The 20,161-nt window shown below is 25.4% G+C and carries 27 protein-coding genes and 3 pseudogenes; 11 read left to right on the top strand and 19 right to left on the bottom strand.

The features are described 5' to 3' along the window. Positions 1-206: 206 nt before the first annotated feature. From AACK93_RS04865 to AACK93_RS04835, 7 genes are all read right to left on the bottom strand, one after another. Positions 207-647 (bottom strand): hypothetical protein, encoded by a 441-nt coding sequence (locus tag AACK93_RS04865; RefSeq protein WP_339023960.1) that lies wholly within the window; start codon positions 645-647, stop codon positions 207-209. 85 nt (positions 648-732) lie between these two features. After that, on the bottom strand, positions 733-1,191 hold the full coding sequence (locus AACK93_RS04860) for a hypothetical protein (RefSeq protein ID WP_339023959.1): 459 nt from the start codon (positions 1,189-1,191) through the stop codon (positions 733-735). Between the two features lie 24 nt (positions 1,192-1,215). Continuing rightward, complete coding sequence (locus tag AACK93_RS04855) at positions 1,216-1,386, bottom strand: hypothetical protein (protein WP_339023917.1); 171 nt, start codon at positions 1,384-1,386, stop codon at positions 1,216-1,218. Positions 1,387-1,648: 262 nt separating this feature from the next. Continuing rightward, positions 1,649-1,795: a hypothetical protein gene (locus tag AACK93_RS04850; protein ID WP_339023958.1), complete on the bottom strand. Its 147-nt coding sequence runs from the start codon at positions 1,793-1,795 to the stop codon at positions 1,649-1,651. 3 nt (positions 1,796-1,798) lie between these two features. Beyond that, positions 1,799-1,960, bottom strand: coding sequence for a hypothetical protein (locus tag AACK93_RS04845; RefSeq protein WP_339023957.1), 162 nt, complete (start codon positions 1,958-1,960; stop codon positions 1,799-1,801). Further along, entirely contained in the window at positions 1,960-2,181 is a 222-nt protein-coding gene (locus AACK93_RS04840; protein ID WP_339023956.1) for a hypothetical protein, read from the bottom strand. The genes AACK93_RS04845 and AACK93_RS04840 overlap by 1 nt, the downstream gene beginning before the upstream one ends. A 173-nt stretch (positions 2,182-2,354) precedes the next feature. Next, positions 2,355-2,510, bottom strand: coding sequence for a hypothetical protein (locus AACK93_RS04835; protein ID WP_339023955.1), 156 nt, complete (start codon positions 2,508-2,510; stop codon positions 2,355-2,357). Between the two features lie 570 nt (positions 2,511-3,080). Here AACK93_RS04835 and AACK93_RS04830 point away from each other — a divergent pair. The 6 genes and pseudogenes from AACK93_RS04830 (at position 3,081) to AACK93_RS04805 (ending at position 6,683) form a co-directional block, all read left to right on the top strand. Further along, entirely contained in the window at positions 3,081-3,866 is a 786-nt protein-coding gene (locus tag AACK93_RS04830) for an NAD(+)/NADH kinase (protein ID WP_339023954.1), read from the top strand. Positions 3,867-3,884: 18 nt separating this feature from the next. Continuing rightward, entirely contained in the window at positions 3,885-4,259 is a 375-nt protein-coding gene (locus tag AACK93_RS04825) for a hypothetical protein (protein ID WP_339023953.1), read from the top strand. A 13-nt stretch (positions 4,260-4,272) separates the two neighbouring features. Then, positions 4,273-4,539 carry a hypothetical protein gene (locus AACK93_RS04820; RefSeq protein ID WP_339023952.1) on the top strand — a complete coding sequence of 89 codons (267 nt, stop codon included), beginning with the start codon at positions 4,273-4,275 and terminating at the stop codon, positions 4,537-4,539. Positions 4,540-4,659: 120 nt separating this feature from the next. Further along, positions 4,660-4,932, top strand: a complete 273-nt coding sequence (locus AACK93_RS04815; protein WP_339023951.1) for a hypothetical protein — start codon at positions 4,660-4,662, stop codon at positions 4,930-4,932. Between the two features lie 105 nt (positions 4,933-5,037). Further along, the gene (locus tag AACK93_RS04810; protein ID WP_339023950.1) at positions 5,038-5,445 is read left to right on the top strand and encodes a hypothetical protein; all 408 of its coding nucleotides are present in this window, start codon (positions 5,038-5,040) and stop codon (positions 5,443-5,445) included. Positions 5,446-5,569: 124 nt separating this feature from the next. Further along, positions 5,570-6,683 (top strand): annotated as a pseudogene (locus AACK93_RS04805) (IS3 family transposase). A 76-nt stretch (positions 6,684-6,759) separates the two neighbouring features. Here the strand turns inward: AACK93_RS04805 and asnS are convergent. After that, a complete protein-coding gene (asnS, locus tag AACK93_RS04800; protein ID WP_339023949.1) occupies positions 6,760-8,115 on the bottom strand; it encodes an asparagine--tRNA ligase in 1,356 nt (451 codons plus the stop codon). A 167-nt stretch (positions 8,116-8,282) separates the two neighbouring features. Between asnS and AACK93_RS04795 the strand changes: the two are divergent. Next, a pseudogene (locus AACK93_RS04795) lies at positions 8,283-9,509 on the top strand (IS256 family transposase). On the opposite strand, the gene AACK93_RS04790 reads toward AACK93_RS04795, so the two are convergent. Beyond that, complete coding sequence (locus AACK93_RS04790; RefSeq protein WP_339023948.1) at positions 9,510-10,658, bottom strand: hypothetical protein; 1,149 nt, start codon at positions 10,656-10,658, stop codon at positions 9,510-9,512. A 523-nt stretch (positions 10,659-11,181) separates the two neighbouring features. On the opposite strand from AACK93_RS04790, the gene AACK93_RS04785 reads away from it, so the two are divergent. The 3 genes from AACK93_RS04785 (at position 11,182) to AACK93_RS04775 (ending at position 11,938) form a co-directional block, all read left to right on the top strand. After that, the gene (locus AACK93_RS04785) at positions 11,182-11,307 is read left to right on the top strand and encodes a hypothetical protein (RefSeq protein WP_339023947.1); all 126 of its coding nucleotides are present in this window, start codon (positions 11,182-11,184) and stop codon (positions 11,305-11,307) included. Positions 11,308-11,519: 212 nt separating this feature from the next. Next, positions 11,520-11,696, top strand: a complete 177-nt coding sequence (locus AACK93_RS04780; protein WP_339023946.1) for a hypothetical protein — start codon at positions 11,520-11,522, stop codon at positions 11,694-11,696. 29 nt (positions 11,697-11,725) lie between these two features. Beyond that, positions 11,726-11,938: a hypothetical protein gene (locus tag AACK93_RS04775; protein ID WP_339023945.1), complete on the top strand. Its 213-nt coding sequence runs from the start codon at positions 11,726-11,728 to the stop codon at positions 11,936-11,938. 627 nt (positions 11,939-12,565) lie between these two features. Here AACK93_RS04775 and AACK93_RS04770 read toward each other — a convergent pair. From AACK93_RS04770 to AACK93_RS04745, 6 genes are all read right to left on the bottom strand, one after another. Next, positions 12,566-12,763, bottom strand: coding sequence for a hypothetical protein (locus AACK93_RS04770; protein ID WP_339023944.1), 198 nt, complete (start codon positions 12,761-12,763; stop codon positions 12,566-12,568). A 6-nt stretch (positions 12,764-12,769) separates the two neighbouring features. Beyond that, on the bottom strand, positions 12,770-13,765 hold the full coding sequence (locus AACK93_RS04765; protein ID WP_339023943.1) for a hypothetical protein: 996 nt from the start codon (positions 13,763-13,765) through the stop codon (positions 12,770-12,772). 24 nt (positions 13,766-13,789) lie between these two features. Continuing rightward, positions 13,790-13,966: a hypothetical protein gene (locus AACK93_RS04760; protein ID WP_339023942.1), complete on the bottom strand. Its 177-nt coding sequence runs from the start codon at positions 13,964-13,966 to the stop codon at positions 13,790-13,792. Between the two features lie 338 nt (positions 13,967-14,304). Then, positions 14,305-14,439 (bottom strand): hypothetical protein, encoded by a 135-nt coding sequence (locus AACK93_RS04755; RefSeq protein ID WP_339023941.1) that lies wholly within the window; start codon positions 14,437-14,439, stop codon positions 14,305-14,307. Beyond that, complete coding sequence (locus tag AACK93_RS04750; protein WP_339023940.1) at positions 14,414-14,824, bottom strand: hypothetical protein; 411 nt, start codon at positions 14,822-14,824, stop codon at positions 14,414-14,416. The genes AACK93_RS04755 and AACK93_RS04750 overlap by 26 nt, the downstream gene beginning before the upstream one ends. A gap of 2 nt (positions 14,825-14,826) precedes the next feature. Then, positions 14,827-15,153, bottom strand: a complete 327-nt coding sequence (locus AACK93_RS04745; RefSeq protein ID WP_339023939.1) for a hypothetical protein — start codon at positions 15,151-15,153, stop codon at positions 14,827-14,829. 541 nt (positions 15,154-15,694) lie between these two features. Here AACK93_RS04745 and rpsD point away from each other — a divergent pair. Continuing rightward, a complete protein-coding gene (rpsD, locus tag AACK93_RS04740; RefSeq protein WP_339023938.1) occupies positions 15,695-16,309 on the top strand; it encodes a 30S ribosomal protein S4 in 615 nt (204 codons plus the stop codon). Between the two features lie 284 nt (positions 16,310-16,593). Here rpsD and AACK93_RS08135 read toward each other — a convergent pair. The 4 genes and pseudogenes from AACK93_RS08135 to AACK93_RS04720 form a co-directional block, all read right to left on the bottom strand. Next, positions 16,594-16,993 (bottom strand): annotated as a pseudogene (locus AACK93_RS08135) (transposase); the annotation flags it as partial. Between the two features lie 30 nt (positions 16,994-17,023). After that, on the bottom strand, positions 17,024-18,055 hold the full coding sequence (locus tag AACK93_RS04730; RefSeq protein ID WP_339025453.1) for a hypothetical protein: 1,032 nt from the start codon (positions 18,053-18,055) through the stop codon (positions 17,024-17,026). Positions 18,056-18,134: 79 nt separating this feature from the next. Continuing rightward, positions 18,135-18,368, bottom strand: coding sequence for a helix-turn-helix transcriptional regulator (locus AACK93_RS04725; protein WP_339023936.1), 234 nt, complete (start codon positions 18,366-18,368; stop codon positions 18,135-18,137). 19 nt (positions 18,369-18,387) lie between these two features. Beyond that, positions 18,388-19,809, bottom strand: coding sequence for an MATE family efflux transporter (locus AACK93_RS04720; protein ID WP_339023935.1), 1,422 nt, complete (start codon positions 19,807-19,809; stop codon positions 18,388-18,390). Between the last annotated feature and the right edge of the window lie 352 nt (positions 19,810-20,161).

Here is a 20,161-nt window from a genome sequence, read left to right as displayed (position 1 = left end):
TTTGTTCCCCCTGATAATTTATTAAGTGATTGTATCGCTAATTCGGTTTAATTCCAAAACTAGCTAATATTTTTCTAATTTCACCATTATCTATTTCCGGATTTAATGATTTTAAATATTTAATTGATTATAATAGGTAAGACCTTAACCTTATAAAGCACTTGAGCGAGAAATTCCGCCATTTTTGCAAGATTTGCCATTTTTTATTATTCCTTTTCTTTCATTTTTCTTAAAAATTTGCTAAATTTATCCATTTTTAAGTATTCCAAGTCTTCTAAATCAATTGCGGTGTCAGTATAGTATTTGTCTTCATAGCCGGGATTTACTTTTGCATTTAAGTAATCTCTTAAAAATGCTAGGTAAAAAGAATTGTAAGTGTTAAGTATTGGTAGAGGAATTTTTAGTTTAAAAAAATAAATATCAAGTTCAGTAATATCACGATATTTAATGCGACGACCCTTTTTACTATTTTTAGCATCAATTAAGGTGTTTTGTCAGCGTTCATATTCTTCAATGTTCGTAACAGTACCATAGACAACTTTTAAGTAGGGGCGAAAAATATTAGCGGGTTTTTTACGAATTCCCACAATCACATTATTGGCAATATCACGAACTTTAACTCAAATATGTTTATCTCTTTTGACCACTGGCGAGAACAATATGACCAAAATGCCGCGCCAGAGCAAAATACTCTTGGATACCGCTTTCTTCGTTTTTGGTATTATTTTTTTCTTAATCAGTTCCTTCTAAAAATAAATTGGTTTCATCTCACAAAAGTAAGGTTTTGTCTGGCAATACCGGATAATCAAAGTCTAATAATCCCATATGTCCTAAACTTAATTTTTGGGTTTCTAGTAATGGGAAGGTTGATGCGATATGATATTTCTTCTTTTTTAGTAATTTTGAGGCGTATGCTAGAAAAGCAGTTTTTCCAGTTCCTAATGAACCAATAACAATATTTAATGGTGAATTTTTTAAAAAATTAATCACTTTGTTAATTTGTGTTAAATTACTGATTTTAAAAAGGAAAATTAAAATACAACCTGCTAAAAATAAATAACTTACAATGTTTTTAAAATAACCGTTGTAAATGTATCAAATTGCTCCGCAATGTCATAAAATTAAAAATGAGGTGCGATTTAATTCAATAAAATGATTATTTTTTTCTATTATTCATTTGCAAAATTTCATCTTGCACCTCACTTTATTTTTTTGTTAGCGAACTGCTCCAAGTAATTTTTCAAACATTTTAAAGCAAATAAAGAATATTGCCAAAATAAATGGAAAAATGAATATTCAGTAGTCAGCAAAGAAGTTACCGACTTGTGGCATATTAACAGCAATAATTTCTCACATTTTAGTAAACGTTGTTATATTGCATTTCATAATTTAGTCATCGCGTCACTAGCTGTTGTTTTTGTTACTACTGGGCGCTTCTGTTAAAAAAGTTCCGATCATATAATCACCCTCTTTCTTTTTTAAAACATTCATCATTTATATTCAAAGTTTTTTTAAATTTGTTAAAATACGATTAACCTTAACACGATTGTATTTTTTCCCTATCTAAATACTGATATAGTTTTTCAAAGGAACATTAGAATAAATCACACCATAATCGCTGTTAAGAATCAAAAAGCAATGTTTGCTATTAAAAATCAAAGTGGTGCTTTGCTTTGATTAAATCAATTTTTTTACCACCACTAATATGAGCCGGAATAGTTGTAATTTGAATAAATAAATCTCAGAAAGTTTGTTTAATTTGTTCTCAATTAAATTCTTTTAAATTTACTGTCATTTTTTATCTCCCGAAAATCATTTTTATTGGTAAATACATAATTGAAATTAAGGCGAAAAGAAAAGTAATGATAATAATTAAACCGGCAATAAACGCAACTTGTGTAGGCATTTTTTCTATCGGAACAAACAGTTTTAAGAATTCCATAATAATTTCTCAAAACATTATTTTTTATTTTCATTATTTTCTTTTGAATTAGGAGTTTTAACTCATTTTTTAAAGCGGGCAATAAATACCTTTTCGTCTTTTGTGAAATTACCAGTATTATTTTTAATGGCATTTTTATATTTAATTCGCATTTTTATTTTGGCATAAATTTTATAAGCAAAATATGCCAATAGCATTATGCAAATGATAATAAATATTATTCCAATCGCAATATTCATTTTTAAACTCCTTTAAAATAGTTATAATTTATATCTTTTTCGTTGTTTTCTTTTTCGGCAATGAAAAAACCTAATAATTCTTGTCCCTTAATTAATTTGGTTTCATTTTCTTTTTGATTAATTGAAATTACTTGATATTTATTATCTTTTATTATTCCGATGCAAATAGAATTTTAATATTTTCCTTTATAAACAAATCGTTTTGGAAACCAAACACCGATTTGTTCATTAAATCACGGAATTTTTGGCGCTTTAATAAGCATTGCGTTTTGTGTTTCTTTTAAAAGATATTTTTTAGTATTTAAGAAAATGTTTTCAATGTTTTTCATATTAAATTACCTTTCTTATTATAGATAAACTAAGTTATATTAACTTAGTTAACTAACTTAGTTTTTTAAACACTTATATATCGCAGATTTAAGTGTTTAAAAAGCTTTGTTATTAAATTTTGTTTTTTAATTAGATAAAGATTTTAATAATTTTAAACTTAGTATCTCCCTATATAGAAATTTCTACACTTTAATGTCCGCATCCCGCCCTTGGAACTAATTTAATAGCGTGTATATTTTTAGGAAATTCACCCATTCATTTTTTTATTGCAAAACGAAACAAATTGCTATAGCTAATAGGATGTTATCTATTAATTGGTAAACTTCTTTTGGTTATGGCGACCACCCACAATTTATCATGTTTTAATATATACTAACATTATTAATTCACTTGTATTTAATTTTCAAAGAACAAATTTTAACATCTTATAAAATAAAAAGACAATCATTGTTGACTGTCTTAATACTTATTAAAATGTTTACTCACCTAACAAAACTTTATGTGTCCATGGATTCTTAATTTATGATATTATTACTTTATTGATAGAATTATATTATGAGGTGTAATTAATGCAACAAAAGAGATTTACAATTATTACTAACAAGTCCGATGAATCAATTGATGCTGCCAAAGACTTATCTAGTAAATTATTAGTATTAAAGATGATATTTGATGAACAAAATCCAGAAATAGTATTTACTATTGGTGGTGATGGAACTTTTTTATCGGCGATTAATCGTTTTAATGAAAATATTGATAATATTCATTTTATAACTATTAATACCGGAAATATTGGTTTTAATGCTCTTTATCAAGTTAATGAAATTGATAAGTTAATTACTAATTTAAAAAATAATATTTTGAAAACAAAATCTCTTGATGCTTTAAAAATAACTATTAATAATAAAAATTTTTATAGTCTTAATGAGATTAAATTAATTAGTATTGCAAAAACAATATTTTTTACAGTTTATATTAATAATCAATTATTACAAAATTGTCAAAGTTCAGGATTTGTTTTGGCCACTAAAACCGGTTCAACAGGCTATATTAAAAGTATTAATGGAGCAGTTATTTTAAGTGAAAAAAATTTAATGGAATTCTTAGAAATTGCTCCTGTTTTTCATAGTAAACATAATTCTTTAAAGGCATCATTAATTTTAGACAATACCCACATGATTACTATTAAAGGAAATATGAAAGATGTTTTTTTAGTAATTGATAGTCAAAAACATGATTTTAATAGTGATAATTTAATTATTAATTTAATTGCTAATAAAATTAAAATTTTAGTAACTGATGTTAATGATTTAATAATGATTAAACAAATTCAAAAAACATTTATCCATAATTAAATAAAAGGAAGAGAAGCGATGGAATTATGACAAATGATGCTGTTAGATTTAGGGTTAATATTATTAGTTTTTATAATTGCTTGCTTAATAAATATGATATTTTTAAAAAATAAAAATTTAACAAAAAAACAATTACAAAAATTAATTCCTTTTAAAGCAGATGTTTTTATTGATTATTTAGGGACAATTAATAATATTATTGAATCACAAGCAACAAAGACAAAGATTAAAATTATTATTAAAGATATTAAACAAGTTAATATTGAAAAGATTTGTAAGTTAAAACAACAAGGAATAATTAAACAAAGTAATGCTATTAGTATTATTTTTGGTAAGTATGTTAAAGCATTATCCGGGATTATTAATGGTCGTTTAAATATAACATACGCATAAAGTTTTGTTTGAAATGACAAAATGAATTTGAAAATATAACGAAATATTGTATATTATGACACAAAACATAAATGACTTTATGGGAAATACAAATATTAAAATACAAGTCCAAGGAATAATTAACAACTATTTATATCAATTTTTTTATCATTTAGCACCAAATGATTTACAAGATTATGATAATTTAATTTCAGCTGGTGGTAGGTTAAATGAATATCAAAAATCAACAATTGCTAGTTCACCAACCGGAACATGTTTGTTTTCCGTTGATACTAAATAAGCGAATGTTATTAAATGTTGAAGCAAGTGATATTGAACAAGAAGCCTTTAGTTAAGAACCAAATTTATTAATAAAATAAAACAATGATTTAAAAAACTTAATAAATTTGAAAAAATAGTTTTGCTGTCTTTTTCAATTATTTTAGCTTTCATCTTTTTTATTACTTTAATTAACATAATTGTTGACCTTGCTTATGTCAGAATAAAACTAAAAGAAGTTACTTGAAACAATTTTGCAAAAGCTTTTGCAAAAGATATTTCCTTAAAAATTTCAACAATTATTGCCACAATAATTATATTTATTTTTACTGGTTTTATTGATTATCAAAAATGAAAACATTTTAATATGTTTGCTTATAAACAAAAGAAAAAAGCACACAAAATAGAACAATAATTTAAACAAATTCCACGAAATAACCTAGTTAAATTAAACAATGATATTGGTTTAATAAAATTTAATTTAAACCAACACACACACTTCTTATGGTAACAACCGGGGGTGGTTAAAACAACAACACTATTACAAATAGTAAAAGAGTTAAGTGTTAAATTCTGTGAAATTACAATTATTATTATTGAAGGGAAAGGTGATATTGATTTGATTAACAAAGTTTCAAAACTTGGCCCCAACACTTTTATTTGAAAAATAAATGGGATAACTGAATATAATCTATTTGTCAATAAAGATAAAGTTATTTTAGCAAATAAGATGATGTCATTGTTTGAGTTTTCTGAACAATATTATCAAAATTTAGCTCATAATTATTTGTTATTATTACTTGATATATTATTAACAAACAATATTGTTGTTACTTTCAATAATTTAATTAATTATTTTCCTATCAAAAAATTAGAAAAATTAATAAATTTTAATAGTGATAAAATTTCATTATTATCTAATTTTTAAGAAAAAGAAATCAATGGTCTTTATAATCAATTAAATGTTTATGGAGAGGTTACAATAAGTTGGACCATATTTATTTGGACTTTCAAATAAAATAAAATTATTAAGAAAGTAGGAATATAAAAAAATGGGCAAAAATTCATATACAGATGAATTTAAAAAACAAATTGTCATGCTTTATCAAAGCGGGAAAATCATTATTGAAATTATTAATGAATAGGGTATTTCAAAATCTGCTATTTATAATTGAATAAAATCATTCGATAATTCTGGTTCTTTTAAAGCAAAAGATATCAAAGTAATGAAGAAAATGAATTAATTTACTTACGAAAAGAATTAAAACAATTACTAATGGAAAACGATATTTTAAAGCAAGCGGCACTGATAATGGCCAAAAAATAACAATAATTAATAACAACAAAAACAAATATTCAGTGAGGAAAATATGTAAGATTTCGGGTTTATCAAAATCAACATATTATTATTATTATCAAACTAATAAATGCACTAACAAGCAAGTTAATAATTATGAACAAGAAGTTATCAGTGCATTTAATAAAAGTCGCAAAATTTATGGGGCTCATAAAATTAAAGCTGTTTTAATAAAAAAAGATATCATCTTATCGCGGCGAAAAATCAGATGCATTATGATCAAAAATAATTTGGTTTCTAAATACGCCAAATTAAAATATCGTAATCATAAAACAACAGCTAATAATGCCCAAATTAGTAATGTTTTAAATCGTGAATTTAATGACAAAAAATCCAATGAAGTTGTTGTTAGTGATTTAACATATGTGCAAGTTGGAGGAAAATGACATTATATTTGCTTATTAATCGACTTATTTAATCGCGAAGTAATTGGCTATAATGCTGGGCCAAACAAAACCGCTGAACTAGTTCAACAAGCTTTTCATAAGATAACACGACCATTAAATAAAATAATTTTATTTCATGCCGATCACGGTAATGAGTTCAAAAATAAAATCATTGATGAAATTTTAATAACCTTTAATATTAAAAGATCATTAAACAATAAAGATTGTCCTTATGATAATGCTGTGACTGAAATAACTTACAAAACCTTTAAAACAGAATTTATTAAGGGTAAAAAATTTGAAAATTTAACACAATTAAAATGCGAACTATTTGATTTTGTTAATTGATACAACAATATTCGAATTCACGGTAGCTTAAATTATTTAATACCCATTAAATTTAGAAAATGGCAGTCTACATAAAAAATGTCCTAAAAAGGGGGTTGCCATTCCAAAGTCTAATATAAAAAGATAAATTTTTAATAAACTTTATCTTTTCTTAAAATTCTAAACTATTAGGTACGCGTGGAAAGGGTAAAGCATCACGAATATTTGTCACTCCCGTCAAATACATAATTAATCTTTCTAATCCTAAACCAAAACCACCACTTGGAACATACCCATACTGTCTTAAATTTAAATATCATTGAAAATCTTTAATATCTAAATTAGTCGCTTGCATTTTTGATAATAACTTTTCATAATTATCTTCCCTTTGGCCACCACCAATTAATTCACCAATTCCAGGAACTAATAAATCCACCGCTTGAACAGTTTTATTATCCTCATTAGTTTTCATATAAAATGCTTTAATAGATTGTGGATAATTAGTAATAAATATTGGTTTATTAGTTAATTGTTCACATAAATATCTTTCATGTTCAGTTTGTAAATCCATTCCCCAATTAATATCTTGATTTTCAAAACAGTCTTTAACTTTAACTAATTCCATAATCGCATCATCATAAGTCATAACTATAAACTTAACAGTTATTATTGTATTTAGTTTATCTAATAAATTATTATCAACATTATCATTTAAAAACTTTAATTCTTTTTTATTATTTTCTAAAATATAATTAATAATATATTTAATTAAATCTTCTCCTAATTTCATATTTTCTTCTAACGAACTATATGCCACTTCTGGTTCTACCATTCAAAATTCCGCTACATGACGAGAAGTATGAGACTTCTCTGCTCGAAAGGCTGGCCCAAAAGTATAAACACGATTAAATGCTTGTGTATATGCTTCAGCATTTAATTGTCCAGAAACAGTTAAATTAGCCTTTTTAGAAAAGAAATCTTGTTGATAATTATTATCTTCACGAGTTGTCACAATAAACGCTTCACCTGCACCTTCAGCATCATTACTAGTAATAATTGGTGAATGCAAATATAAAAAGTCATTTCCTTGAAAAAAACAATGAATTGCATAACTAACACTACTTCTAATCTTAAAAATAGCTCAAAACTTATTAGTTCGTGCTCTTAAATGAGCAATTTCTCGTAAATATTCATTAGAATGTTCTTTTTTTTGTAATGGATATTGCTCCATAACATTATTATATATTTTTATATTTGTTGCTTTAATTTCAAACAATTCATTACCTTTATCTGGCAAAATTAATACTCCTGTTACTGCAATTGAAGAACCTGTTCGCAAGCTTTTAATTTCATTAAAATTTTTAATTTCTTGATTATAAACAACTTGAATACTATCCAAATAACTGCCATCATTTAAACTAATAAAACCTACTTTACCAGAATTGCGATTGGTTCGTACTCAACCTTTTAAAGTAATTTCTTGATCAACAATGGTTTTATATGTTTTATAAAGTTTTTTAATTAACATTAATATTTTCCCTCTTTTCAAAATGAATAAGATTTTTTTAATTATAACATACATAATTTTATATAATATATGTTGATAACTAAAACATAAAAAATCGGAGCTGTCCAAAATTCTGTGTCTCGATAATTCATTCTTAATTCTATTCAGAAGAAGTAGAACAAAAAATTATAAAAAAGCAAAAACCCCCTGATAAAATTGATAAAGTTGCTGATTATTTTTTAGAAAATATTGATAATCCACAAGATTTATTTAAAAGCAAGACTATTTTTCAGGAATTTACCAAAAAATTAATTGAACGAATGTTAAATACGGAAATTAAAAATCGCCTTGAGACTGGCGAGAATCATAATAAAAGAAATGGCAGAACACAAAAAACCATTATTACTAAAAATGGTTCAATCGTAATTGATGTACCAAGAGATCGAAACAATACTTTTGAACCAGTAATTATTCCAAAAAGACAAAGAAAATTTAATAACTTTGATCAAAAAGTAATTTTCTTATATGCAAAAGGAATGACAATTTCTGATATCAAAGCACAATTGCAAGAATTCTATCATGGAACAGAAATTTCAGAAAGTTTAATTAGTCAAATAACTGATGATGTTATTGAAGAAGTTAAAGTGTGGCAAACTAAACCTTTAGAGAAGATTTATCCGATTGTTTATTTTGATTGTATTGTTGTGTTGTTAAAGTAAAACAAGATAAACGAATAATAAACAAAGCAGTATATCTTGCCTTAGGAATTAATTTAGATGGTTTAAAAGATATTTTAGGAATGTGAATTAGCGAGAATGAAGGGAGCCAAATTTTGACTTAACACCAATCCCCTTACGGAAATGAAAAATCGTGGCTTACAAGATATTCTTGTTGTTTATAGTGATAATTTAACCGGGATGTCTGATGCAATAGAAGCTGTTTTTCTAAAAACACAGCACCAATTATGCATTGTTCATCAAATTCGTAATAGTTTAAAATTTGTTCCTCACAAAGATCGCAAACTTGTAGCTAATGATTTAAAATCAATTTATACAGCAATTAATGAAGAAATATCGTTGGTTGCTTTAGACAATTTTGCTGAAAAGTGAGATAAAAAATACCCCCAAATTGCTAAATCATGAAAAAATAACTGAAATAATTTAATAATTTTTCTTGAATATCCTCAAGAATTTAGGAGAATTATTTATACAACTAATGCAATAGAGTCTGTTAATAGTCAACCAAGAAAAGTCGTTAAAAATAAAAAGATTTTTCCTAATGACGCATCAGTTTTTAAAATATTTTATTTAGCATTTCAAAATATGGTTAAGAAATGAACGATGCCAATTCAAAATTGGGATAGTGCAATTTCACATTTAATGATAAAATTTGAGGACAGAGTGAATTTAAGTTAATTACTTAGAGACACAGTTAATTGTACAATCCTTAAATTCCTGTAATTCATTATCGTTAATGTTAATTTTTTTGCCATTTAATCCTTGCGATGATATTTGATAATCAATATCTAGCACTAATATTTCATCTAATTTATTAATCTTAAAACCTTGTTTAATATATTCCATAATATAATTATTAAAAATATTATCTTTTGTTTTATCTTTAAAATTATATTCTTGATTTTGATACTTAATTTTACTTAAATCAATGACTCTACTTTCATCATAATTTAAGTTATTAATAAATTTAAATTGGTTTGTTTCCCCGATTAGTATCATTGATGTATTTAGTGCTTTAATTCTTATCATTGTTGCTTTTGTTTGTTCTTGATAATTAGTTATTAGTTCATTTAAATTATCATCAGTTAATTTTTGTCATTGCTGATTTTTATATATTTGAATAATATAATCTTTGTTTATTATTGCTAATAAACTGATTTTATTTATTTCTTGTCAAACATATTTATTAATTTTATCTCTAATAGTTTTAATATTTTTGGCATTCATTTTTAAAGCACTAATATTTAAATCATTTAGTGACTTAAAATTATTGATACTTTCATTGACTGCTAAATGATTACGAATATCAGAAACATAATCTCGTCAATATGATAACATTGCTTCAAAATTTAATTTTGCTAAATCATTGTCTGTGTTTCACTTTTTACAGTTAATCATGTAATTTTTTAGATGTCTTCCTTGTGTTGTATTCCAAAAATCATTCGCGCCTTTACTATCAACTGAATTTAAAAAATACTGATAATTTGAACTTTTATTTTTATCAACATAGATAAATTTATGTTGATAAAATGGCATTTGAGTATTCCCATTTAAATCATTAAAGCGTTTTTGCTGAATAATAAAATGAAATCAACCAGCACTGGTATTAACATCACTAGTTTTGTTTTTTTCTAATTGATAACCATTTTCAAATTTAGTATCTAACTTTTCATTTGATAAATAACGAATAACTTTTTCAATGTTGTCATTATTGTAAAAGTTTTCAAAACCAGCTCCGACTGCACTTGCTTCTGCTAAATAACCGATATCATAATCATTAATATTACTAGTTTTTATTAAATTTCTATCTTTGTCAATTGGATCCAATGGAAAAGGTGTAGAAACCATATACATATGACAAGATTTTGGTTTTTACAAGTTTGCTGTTAATTAATAAATAAATATGAGCTCATTTATTTATTACAAGAAATATAAGGTTTAAATTAACACTTATTATTTTTAGTTATGTCTTGTATTTTTTTGTGCCTTGATAGTAATAGTAATAAACTAAGTTAATTAGTAAACGAAGTTTACTAACAAATTTTGTTAAATATAAATGTTTAAAAAAAATAAATATTTAACTTAGTTAGATAACTAAGATAAATATAACTTAGTTTAATATAACTAAATATATTTATAAGGAAGGTATGTGTGTGAGAAATATTGAAAATATTTTTTTAAATACTAAAAAATATCTTTTAAAAAAACACAAAACGCAATTTTTATTAAAGCACCAGAAATTCCGTGATTTAGTAATCCTATTGGTATTTGATTTTCAAAGCGATTTGTTTATAAAGAAAAATATTAAAATTCTATTTGTATTGGAATAATTAGAAATGGTGAGCATCAGTTGGTTTCAGTTAATAAGAAAGGGCAGGAGTCTAATTTGATTATAGGACAAGAATTGTTAAATTTTTTTGTTGCTGAAAAAGAACATGATAAAAAGGTTGTAAGTTTTGATTATTTTAAAAATTAATTTTAAAGGTATTTTAAGGCGCCTTAAGAATAAAGGTAAATAAAAAAACTCCACAAAACAATCTATCTTGGTTGATGTTTATAGTGGTAGAGCGGCGCGGAAAGCGTATGCTCCGCCCGCTATAGTTATGGATGAGTTGAGTTATTTAATTAAGTTATTGCAATTTTTTTGATTTGGTGTAGTAATAAAAAAATAGTTTTGGAGTTTTAGAAATGAAAATGTGAGTTAATGTGGATGAACCACCCAAAAATTATTGTCGAAATTTTATATATTCTATTAATAAAAAAACTGGATTAAAACAAAAAATTTGAGCTTCTAAATCTGCAGTTGAATCTGTTAGAACTGATTTAGTCGGTGATAATTGACTTTGTGTTGATATTGCATATTAAAAGATTAAAAAATTAAGGAGAAAAGAAAGATGAGTATATTTGGATTAGTATTTTTTACGATTTTAACATTATTACTAGCATATTGTATTGCAGTTAATATTTATCGGTTTTTTAAAAATAAAAAGAAATATGGTAGTGAAGCAAAACAGTTGCCAAAAGATTTTACTTATGCACAACGAATATTTATTGTAAAGTTTAAGCGAAATTTATTAGAACAAGATGAAAAAGAAATTAAAAAGTAGGTTTAGAAAATATTTAAAAAAATAATTATTGAGTTAATTGAATTAATTTATCCAACCGCTGATTTAACCACCCCAAGTGGTATTTTTGTTTTCAATTTTAATAATTGTAATGCTCTTCTCAGCAATTATTTTTCTACTCTTTTGACCTTTTAAGCGGTAATTATTATGTTTTTAGTTGCTTGAAAAGATTTAGATTGAGAAATGACAAAATTGTATTTTTGAGATTTATTTATCCAAATTACAACTATTCCGGCGTGATTTTCTGGTAAAAAAATTGATTTAACCAAAGACACAAGTGACACCCAGAATGGTAAAGATTGGATGTTGCGAAAATGTTCGAGCCATCGGTTTAAATAATTCTAAAATTGTTAAATTGCTAGTAATAAATTTTTAGAAATTGGCAAGTCCTTCGCTAATATAGTTTGTTAAAGTTTCAAAATGACTACCAGCCAATAGCCCAAGAACATTTATTAAGATAAAAATAATAATTAGTTTAAACATTGTTGCTTACCTTGTTTTGGTTTTATTGATTTTTTGTTTTTTATTAATTTTATTTGGGTTTATTGGTTGTATTTGTTTTTTAGCTTTTCCTCACGCGCTTAAACGACCCTTATTTTTAACAGCATATTAGCGTTGTTTTTCTAAATTAACTTGTTGACTACCAAATCCAAGAATAATTGCCATAAGAAATTCTACAGCCAACGTTAAGAATAGAGGAAATATTAATTGAATATTCGTTCCCGGCACTTCTAAACTTCAAATTAAGTCAAAAAATTTATAAAGCATTTGGGCGAGAAAGTCGGCCATTTTTGCGAGATTTGCCATTTTTTATTATTCCTTTTCTTTCATTTTTCTTAAAAATTTGCTAAATTTATCCATTTTTAAGTATTCTAAGTCTTCTAAATCAATTGCGGTGTCAGTATAGTATTTATCTTCATAGTCAGGATTTACTTTTGAATTTAAGTAATCTCTTAAAAATGCTAGGTAAAAAGAATTGTAAGTGTTAAGTATTGGTAGAGGAATTTTTAGTTTAAAAAAATAAATATCAAGTTCAGTAATATCACGATATTTAATGCGACGACCCTTTTTACTATTTTTAGCATCAATTAAGGTGTTTCGTCAGCGTTCATATTCTTCAATGTTCGTAACAGTACCATAGACAACTTTTAAGTAGGGACGAAAAATATTAACGGGTTTTTTACGAATTGCCGCAATCACATTATTGGCAATATCATGAACTTTAAATCAAATATGTTTATCTCTTTGGCCACTACCACTACCACTAGCGAGCACAATATGACCGAAATGGCGTGCCAGAGCGAAATATTCTTGGATACCGATTTCTTCGTTTTTGGCATTATTTTTTTCTCAATCCGTTCCTTCTAAAAATAAATTGGTTTCATCTCATAACAGTAAGGTTTTGTCTGGCAATACCGGATAATCAAAGTCTAATAATCCCATATGGCCTAAACTTAATTTTTGGGTTTCTAGTAATGGAAAGGTTGATGCGATGTGATATTTCTTCTTTTTTAGTAATTTTAATGCGTATACTAGAAGGGCGGTTTTTCCAGTTCCTAATGAACCAATCACAATATTTAACGGTGAATTTTTTAAGAAATTAATAACTTTGTTAATTTGTGTTAAATTACCGATTTTAAAAAAGAAAATTAAAATACAACCTGCTAAAAATAAATAACTTACAATATTTTTAAAATAACCGTTGTAAATATATCAAATTGCTCCGCAATGTCATAAAATTAAAAATGAAGTGCGATTTAATTCAATAAAATGGTTATTTTTTTCTATTATTCATTTGCAAAATTTCATCTTGCGCCTCACTTTATTTTTTTATTAGCGGACTGCTCCAAGTAATTTTTCAAACATTTTAAAACAAATAAAGAATATTGCCAAAATAAATGGAAAAATGAATATTCAATAGTCAACAAAGAAGTTACTGACTTGTGGCATATTAACCACAGCAATAATTTTTCATATTTTAGTAAACGCCGTTATAATTGCATTTCACAATTTAGTCATCGCGTCACCAGCTGTTATTTTTTCTACTTTTGCTGGCGGGGTTCGTTGGCCAAGAAAGTTCCAATCATATAATCACCCCCTTTCTTTTTAAAACATTCATCATTTATATTCAAATTTTTTCTTAAATTTGTTAAAACCACGATTAACCTTAACACGGTTATATTTTTTTCTAATTAATTTTGAATTTCTTTTGGAATGCATCACAATGTAACTTCTTGACATTACTTTTGTTTCTATCTAAATACTGATATGCTTTTTCAAAGCAGCATTAAAATAAATCACACCATAATCGCTGTTAAGAATCAAAAAGCAATATTTGCTATTAAAAGTTAAAATGGTGCTTCGGTTAATTTAATTTCTTTACCACCAGTAATGTGAGCCGGAATAGTTGTAATTTGAATAAATAAATCTCAGAAAGTTTGTTTAATTTGTTCCCAATTAAATTCTTTTAAATTTATTGTCATTTTTTATCTCCCAAAAATCATTTTTATTGGTAAATACATAATTGAAATTAAGGCGAAAAGAAAAATAATGATAATAATTAATCCGGCAATAAACGCAACTTGTGCAGGCATTTTTTCTATCGGAACAAACAGCTCTAAAAATTTCATAATAATTTTTCAAAACATTATTTTTTGTCCTCGTTATTTTTTTTAAATTAGGAGCTTTAACCCATTCTTCAAAGCGAGCAATAAATATCTTTTCATCTTTTGTGAAATTACCAGTATTATTTTTAATGACATTTTTATATTTAATTCGCATTTTTATTTTGGCATAAATTTTATAAGCAAAATATGCCAATAGCATTGTGCAAATGATAATAAATATTATTCTAATCGCAATATTCATTTTTAAACTCCTTTAAAATAGTTATAATTTATATCTTTTTTGTTGTTTTCTTTTTCGGCAATGAAAAAACCTAATAATTCTTGTCCCTTAATTAATTTGGTTTCTTGCTCTTGTTGATTAATTGAAATTACTTGATATTTACTATCTTTTATTATTCCAATGCAAATTGAATTTTCGTATTTTCCTTTATAAACAAATCGCTTTGCAAACCAAATACCGATTTGTTCATTAAATCATGGTATTTTTGGTGCTTTAATAAGCATTGCGTTTTGCGTTTCTTTTAAAAGATATTTTTTAGTATTTAAGAAAATGTTTTCAATGTTTTTCATAATAAATTTCCTTTCTTATAGATAAACTAAGTTATATTAACTAAGTTAGTTAACTTAGTTTTTTAAACACTTATATATCGCAGATTTAAATGTTTAATAAGTTTTGTTAGTAAACTTTGTTTACTAATTAACTTAGTTTGATTGTTTTGAAAGAAAAAAATAAATTGTATAGTTGAAAATTTGCCATAATTAAAATTAATAAGTATTTTTGGTAACATTTATTTGTCGTTCCCTTTTAAATTTTTTTGCAATAAATAAATGAGATCGTATTTATTTATTGATTTTGTGTAAAACTAACATAAGTGTGTACTTTACACAACCGTAACCTATCCATTGTATTGACATTTAAAGAAGTAATTTATATAATGGTTAAAGACAATTAAATCACAGCTTTTAAACATAATTAAGTTGCAAATAGATTGCTTAATTTTTTACTTTAAGTAGCCTTTGCTGCGATGGCGAATAGTAATCTATCTTAATTAGAGTTTAATTTAAACTAACTGATTTTATAATGTCAAATATTGATAAGGGAGTTTTTATTATGTCAAGATATACAGGCGCTATTTTTAGAATTTCAAGAAGAGTTGGGTTTTCAATTTTAGAAACTGGAAAAGAGTTTTCTAAAGGAAAAAAACGCACAACCGCCCCAGGACAACACGGAGCAAGAAGAAGAAAACTATCTAACTATGGTTTACAACAACAAGAAAAACAAAAAGTAAGATATATGTATGGTTTAAATGAAAAACAATTTCGAAATACATTTTTAAAAGCTAAAAAAATTAGTGGTGTTACAGGAACTAATTTTTTAATTTTATTAGAATCTCGTTTAGATAACATTGTTTATCGTTTAGGTTTAGCAAGAACAAGAAGTGCGGCCCGCCAATTAGTTAATCATAGTCATATATTAGTAAATGATAAGGAAGTTAATATCCCTTCTTATCGTGTATCAGTTAATGATAAGATTACAATTAAAGAAAATTCTAAGAAAAACCCAAAAGTGTTAGAAGCAATTGAATTAAATGCCGGAACATTGGAATTTATTAGTTTTGATCGCAAAAACATTGTTGGAACTTACCTTCGTTATCCCGAAAGAAATGAATTAAGTTCTGAAATTAATGAATCTTTAATTGTTGAATGATATAACCGTATTATTTAATAATAAATTAAGTATATATTAAAAATAAGTAAAAAGACTTAGAGGATTATTAATCTAAGTATTTTTACTATTTAAATATAAAGAGCCTGTCTAAAATTCTGTGTCTCGATAATTAATTCTGAATTATATTTAAAAGAAGAAGAACAGAAAATGATAAAAAAAGTAAAAAACCTTGATAAACTTTAATAAAGCTGCTTATTATTTTTTAGAAGTAAAATTTAAAGACAGAGCGAATTTAAGTTAATTACTTAGAGACACAGTTAATTGGACAGCCCCGAAACTTTTTCTGCTCCGTGATAGAATTCTTGCAATTGTGCTTTGATATCAGAAATTGTCATTCCTCTTGCATATAAAGAAATTACTTTTTGATCAAAGTTATCAAATTTTCTTTGTCTTTTTGGAATAATTACTGGTTCAAAAGTACTATTTCGATCTCGTGGTACATCGGTACATCAATTGCAATTGAACCATTTTTAGTAATAATGGTTTTTTGTGTTCTGCCATTTCTTTTATTATGATTCTCATCAGTTTCAAGATGATCTTTAATTTCCGTATTTAACATTCGTTCAGTTATTTTTTGATAAATTCCTTAAAAATAGTATTGCTTTTAAATAAATCTTGTGGATTATCAATATTTTCTAAAAAATAATTGGATAGTGGGTAAGTTACAATAAGTTGGGCCATATTTATGTGGATTTTCAAAATAAGATAAAATTATAAAAAATGATATTGACTTTGTAAAATTTGAAAAACAATATTAAAACCATAAAGTATTACAATTATTCCAGAAGTTATTCCTGTAAAAATTTTATCACTACTTCAACGAGAAATTGTTTTAACAGTAAAAATAATAATTGTTAACAATAACAAAATCGCAATAACAAATAATGATATTAAATTCATCATATTACCATTTGCTAAATGTTCTAAACTTCCGACAGGATGATTAACAATATCAGCAACAAAGTAAATAATTGAATTAAAAAGATGACTACCAATAATTCCGGCAATTGCAACATTACCATAACCAATCCTCGTTAAAGAAAATAATGATACTACTTCTGGTAAGGCTGTTGTCATTCCTAAAAAAATCGCTCCTGCTGATTCTTTTTTAACCCCATAAACATTATCAAAATTATCAATAACTGCAACTAATACTATTGAAGAAAGAACTAAGCCAATAACAGAAATAACAAAAAAAATTATAATCACCTTTAATGATATTTTTTTTAAACCAACATCTTTTTTAGTTTTAAGTTCTTTTTCCTCATCATGAAATCCTTTAAACATAATTATTAAAAATCCTATATAAACTAATAACAAAACTAAAAATGGTCAAGAAACATTAATATGAGGAATTGTTAAACGCATAAAATAAAATGTTTTAATCGGCATTAAAGCTAATACTAAAATTATATTAATTCCAATCATTAAATAAATAATAAAGCGATTAGAGTTATTTATTTTTTTAAAAAATAAATAACGAATAAAAATAATATCAGCAACTGCTAACATCGCTCCTGAAAATAAATTTGCCCCCATGACATCACCCATACTGACTTCAGGACTGCCTAAAGCGCCTGCTGTTATCGCTGATACAAGTTCTGGCAATGAAGTTATAATTGATAATAATAATACTCCAGCAACCGCCGCCGACATTTTTGTTCGTATCTTTAACGCCGATAAATATTTAATCATCCGCACGGAAGCAAAAAAATTAACACTTGCAAAAATAACAAAAAATATCCATAAATATTCTGGTTTTGTTCAACCAAATAATCACTGTGAAATAATTACACCCTCTCTTTAAAGTATATTGTAGCGTTTAAATTTGATAATCAAAATCAAATAATTCCGATAATGATACTTGCAAACCTTTAGCAAGTTTAGCAATACTTTGTAAAGAAATGTTTCTTTCGCCGCGCTCAATATCAGAAATATAATTTTTATTTAAATCACATTCATATGCTAATTCTTCTTGCGACAAATGTAAATTTACTCGTAATTGTCTAATTTGCTGTCCAAACTTAATTTTAACATCCATAACATCTTTAATCACTCTTAAACATCCCTTTAATTTATTGTTTTACTAAATTATTAGCTCAATTAACTTTTCACACGGTAATAATTAATATTGAAAATTGAATAATCTCAGCTAAAGAAACAATTAAAAATACAATTATTGTCACCATTACTCAATTCTCAGAAAACACTTCATAATTATTAGGTTTAAAAATTGTAAATGCAAATCAAGTTAACCCAACAATAAAAACCCAAGTGCAAAGAATATCAATTAAACTTGATAACAAATTTTTACCACCAATTCTTAAAATATTAAAGAAAATAATTGATGTTGACAAGAAAAAGAACGCTATCCCTTGAAAAGCTAAATACCACTTAGCAACATAAATAACTGCCGGATTTCCTATAAAAAAATTAAGAATAAATGGCGAACTAAATATGATTAATAAAGCAATCGTGGCATTTAAAATTAAACCAAAACCTAAAATTTTATAAAAATTAACTTTTGCTTTAGCAATATGATTAGCTCCTAACTCCCGGCCAACAAAATATGGAACAGCAACATAATAACCATTAAAAAATGAATAAAACACGCCAACAATACTAAATGTTAAAATTGCCGCTTGATAAGAATGATCTAAAAATCCTTCTTTTAAAATAATCATCTTTTGCACAAAAGAAGAAAGAGCAAACAAGGCATTCGCCATAAAAATAAACACAAAGTTTTTCATAATTTTTTTTCACAAATCTAATGTTGTTTTTCAAATTTTTCATCCTGGATAATAAACTGGCTTTTTTCAAACTATAAAAGCAATTACAACAATAAATTCACAAACCCGAGCAATAAATGTTGACCACGCAGCACCAACAACACCTCAATCAAAAAGTTTAATAAAAATCAGATTTAAAATCACCTTAATTGTTAAAGGCAAAAAGTTAATATATAAAGACGTTCAAGCATCACCACACTCATACATTGTATTATAAAAAACTAACGAAATACCTAAAAACCAAGTTGTATAATTAATAATTTGCAAATAATCATTTGCAGATTTAGAAATCAAGTTTTTATTATCTTTTGGCAAATGATTATCTAAATTCAAAATAATATTAATTAATGATGTTCTTAATGTTGATATTAAAGTAAAATAAATTATTGCCAAAATAAGTGCCAAAATTAATTTTATTCTTGTGGTTTCCGCAACTTTAGCATAATTCTTTTTCCCTAAATATTGCGTTGTATAAATACCCCCGGCGCCGGAAATCGCTCAAAAACTATAAATTAATAAAAGAAACATATCATTCGTTAAACCTAAACCAGTTAATTGTTCAGGACTAAAAATTGAAATAAAAATTGTATCTAAAACATTAATAAAAGCAACAATCAAACTTTGCAAAATCAAAGGTAGTATCATCCGTAAAACTTTTTTATTAAATTCTCAATCTCAATATTGTTTTCAATTAATTTTTAATTTCATTAGTTCCACCCAATTACAATATTTTCTTAATTAATACTTAAAATATAAAAGATTAATAGCAAAACAAATTTTACTACTAAATTAATAACAATTTATTTATATCACAAATTTATATATATTTAATACAAAACATTTTTTTAATTTTGCAGAAAACTCTTGATGAAATAAAATAAAAAAAATTATCAACATAACAACCTTAAAATGAATTTTATATAAACTTATGACATTTTTCTTTAATTTTTTATTCATTAAAATATAATACCGTTGTTTGTTGGTTTGGCGTTAAACCTTTGTGTTGGTATTTTCATTTTCAGAGATTTAAATAATAGACTTGGTACATAACTATAACATT

Source organism: Spiroplasma endosymbiont of Agriotes lineatus, assembly GCF_964019485.1.
GTDB lineage: Bacteria > Bacillota_I > Bacilli_A > Mycoplasmatales > Nriv7 > Nriv7.
Note: the sequence above shows the minus strand (reverse complement) of the source record. Positions and strands in the feature narration are given on the sequence as shown.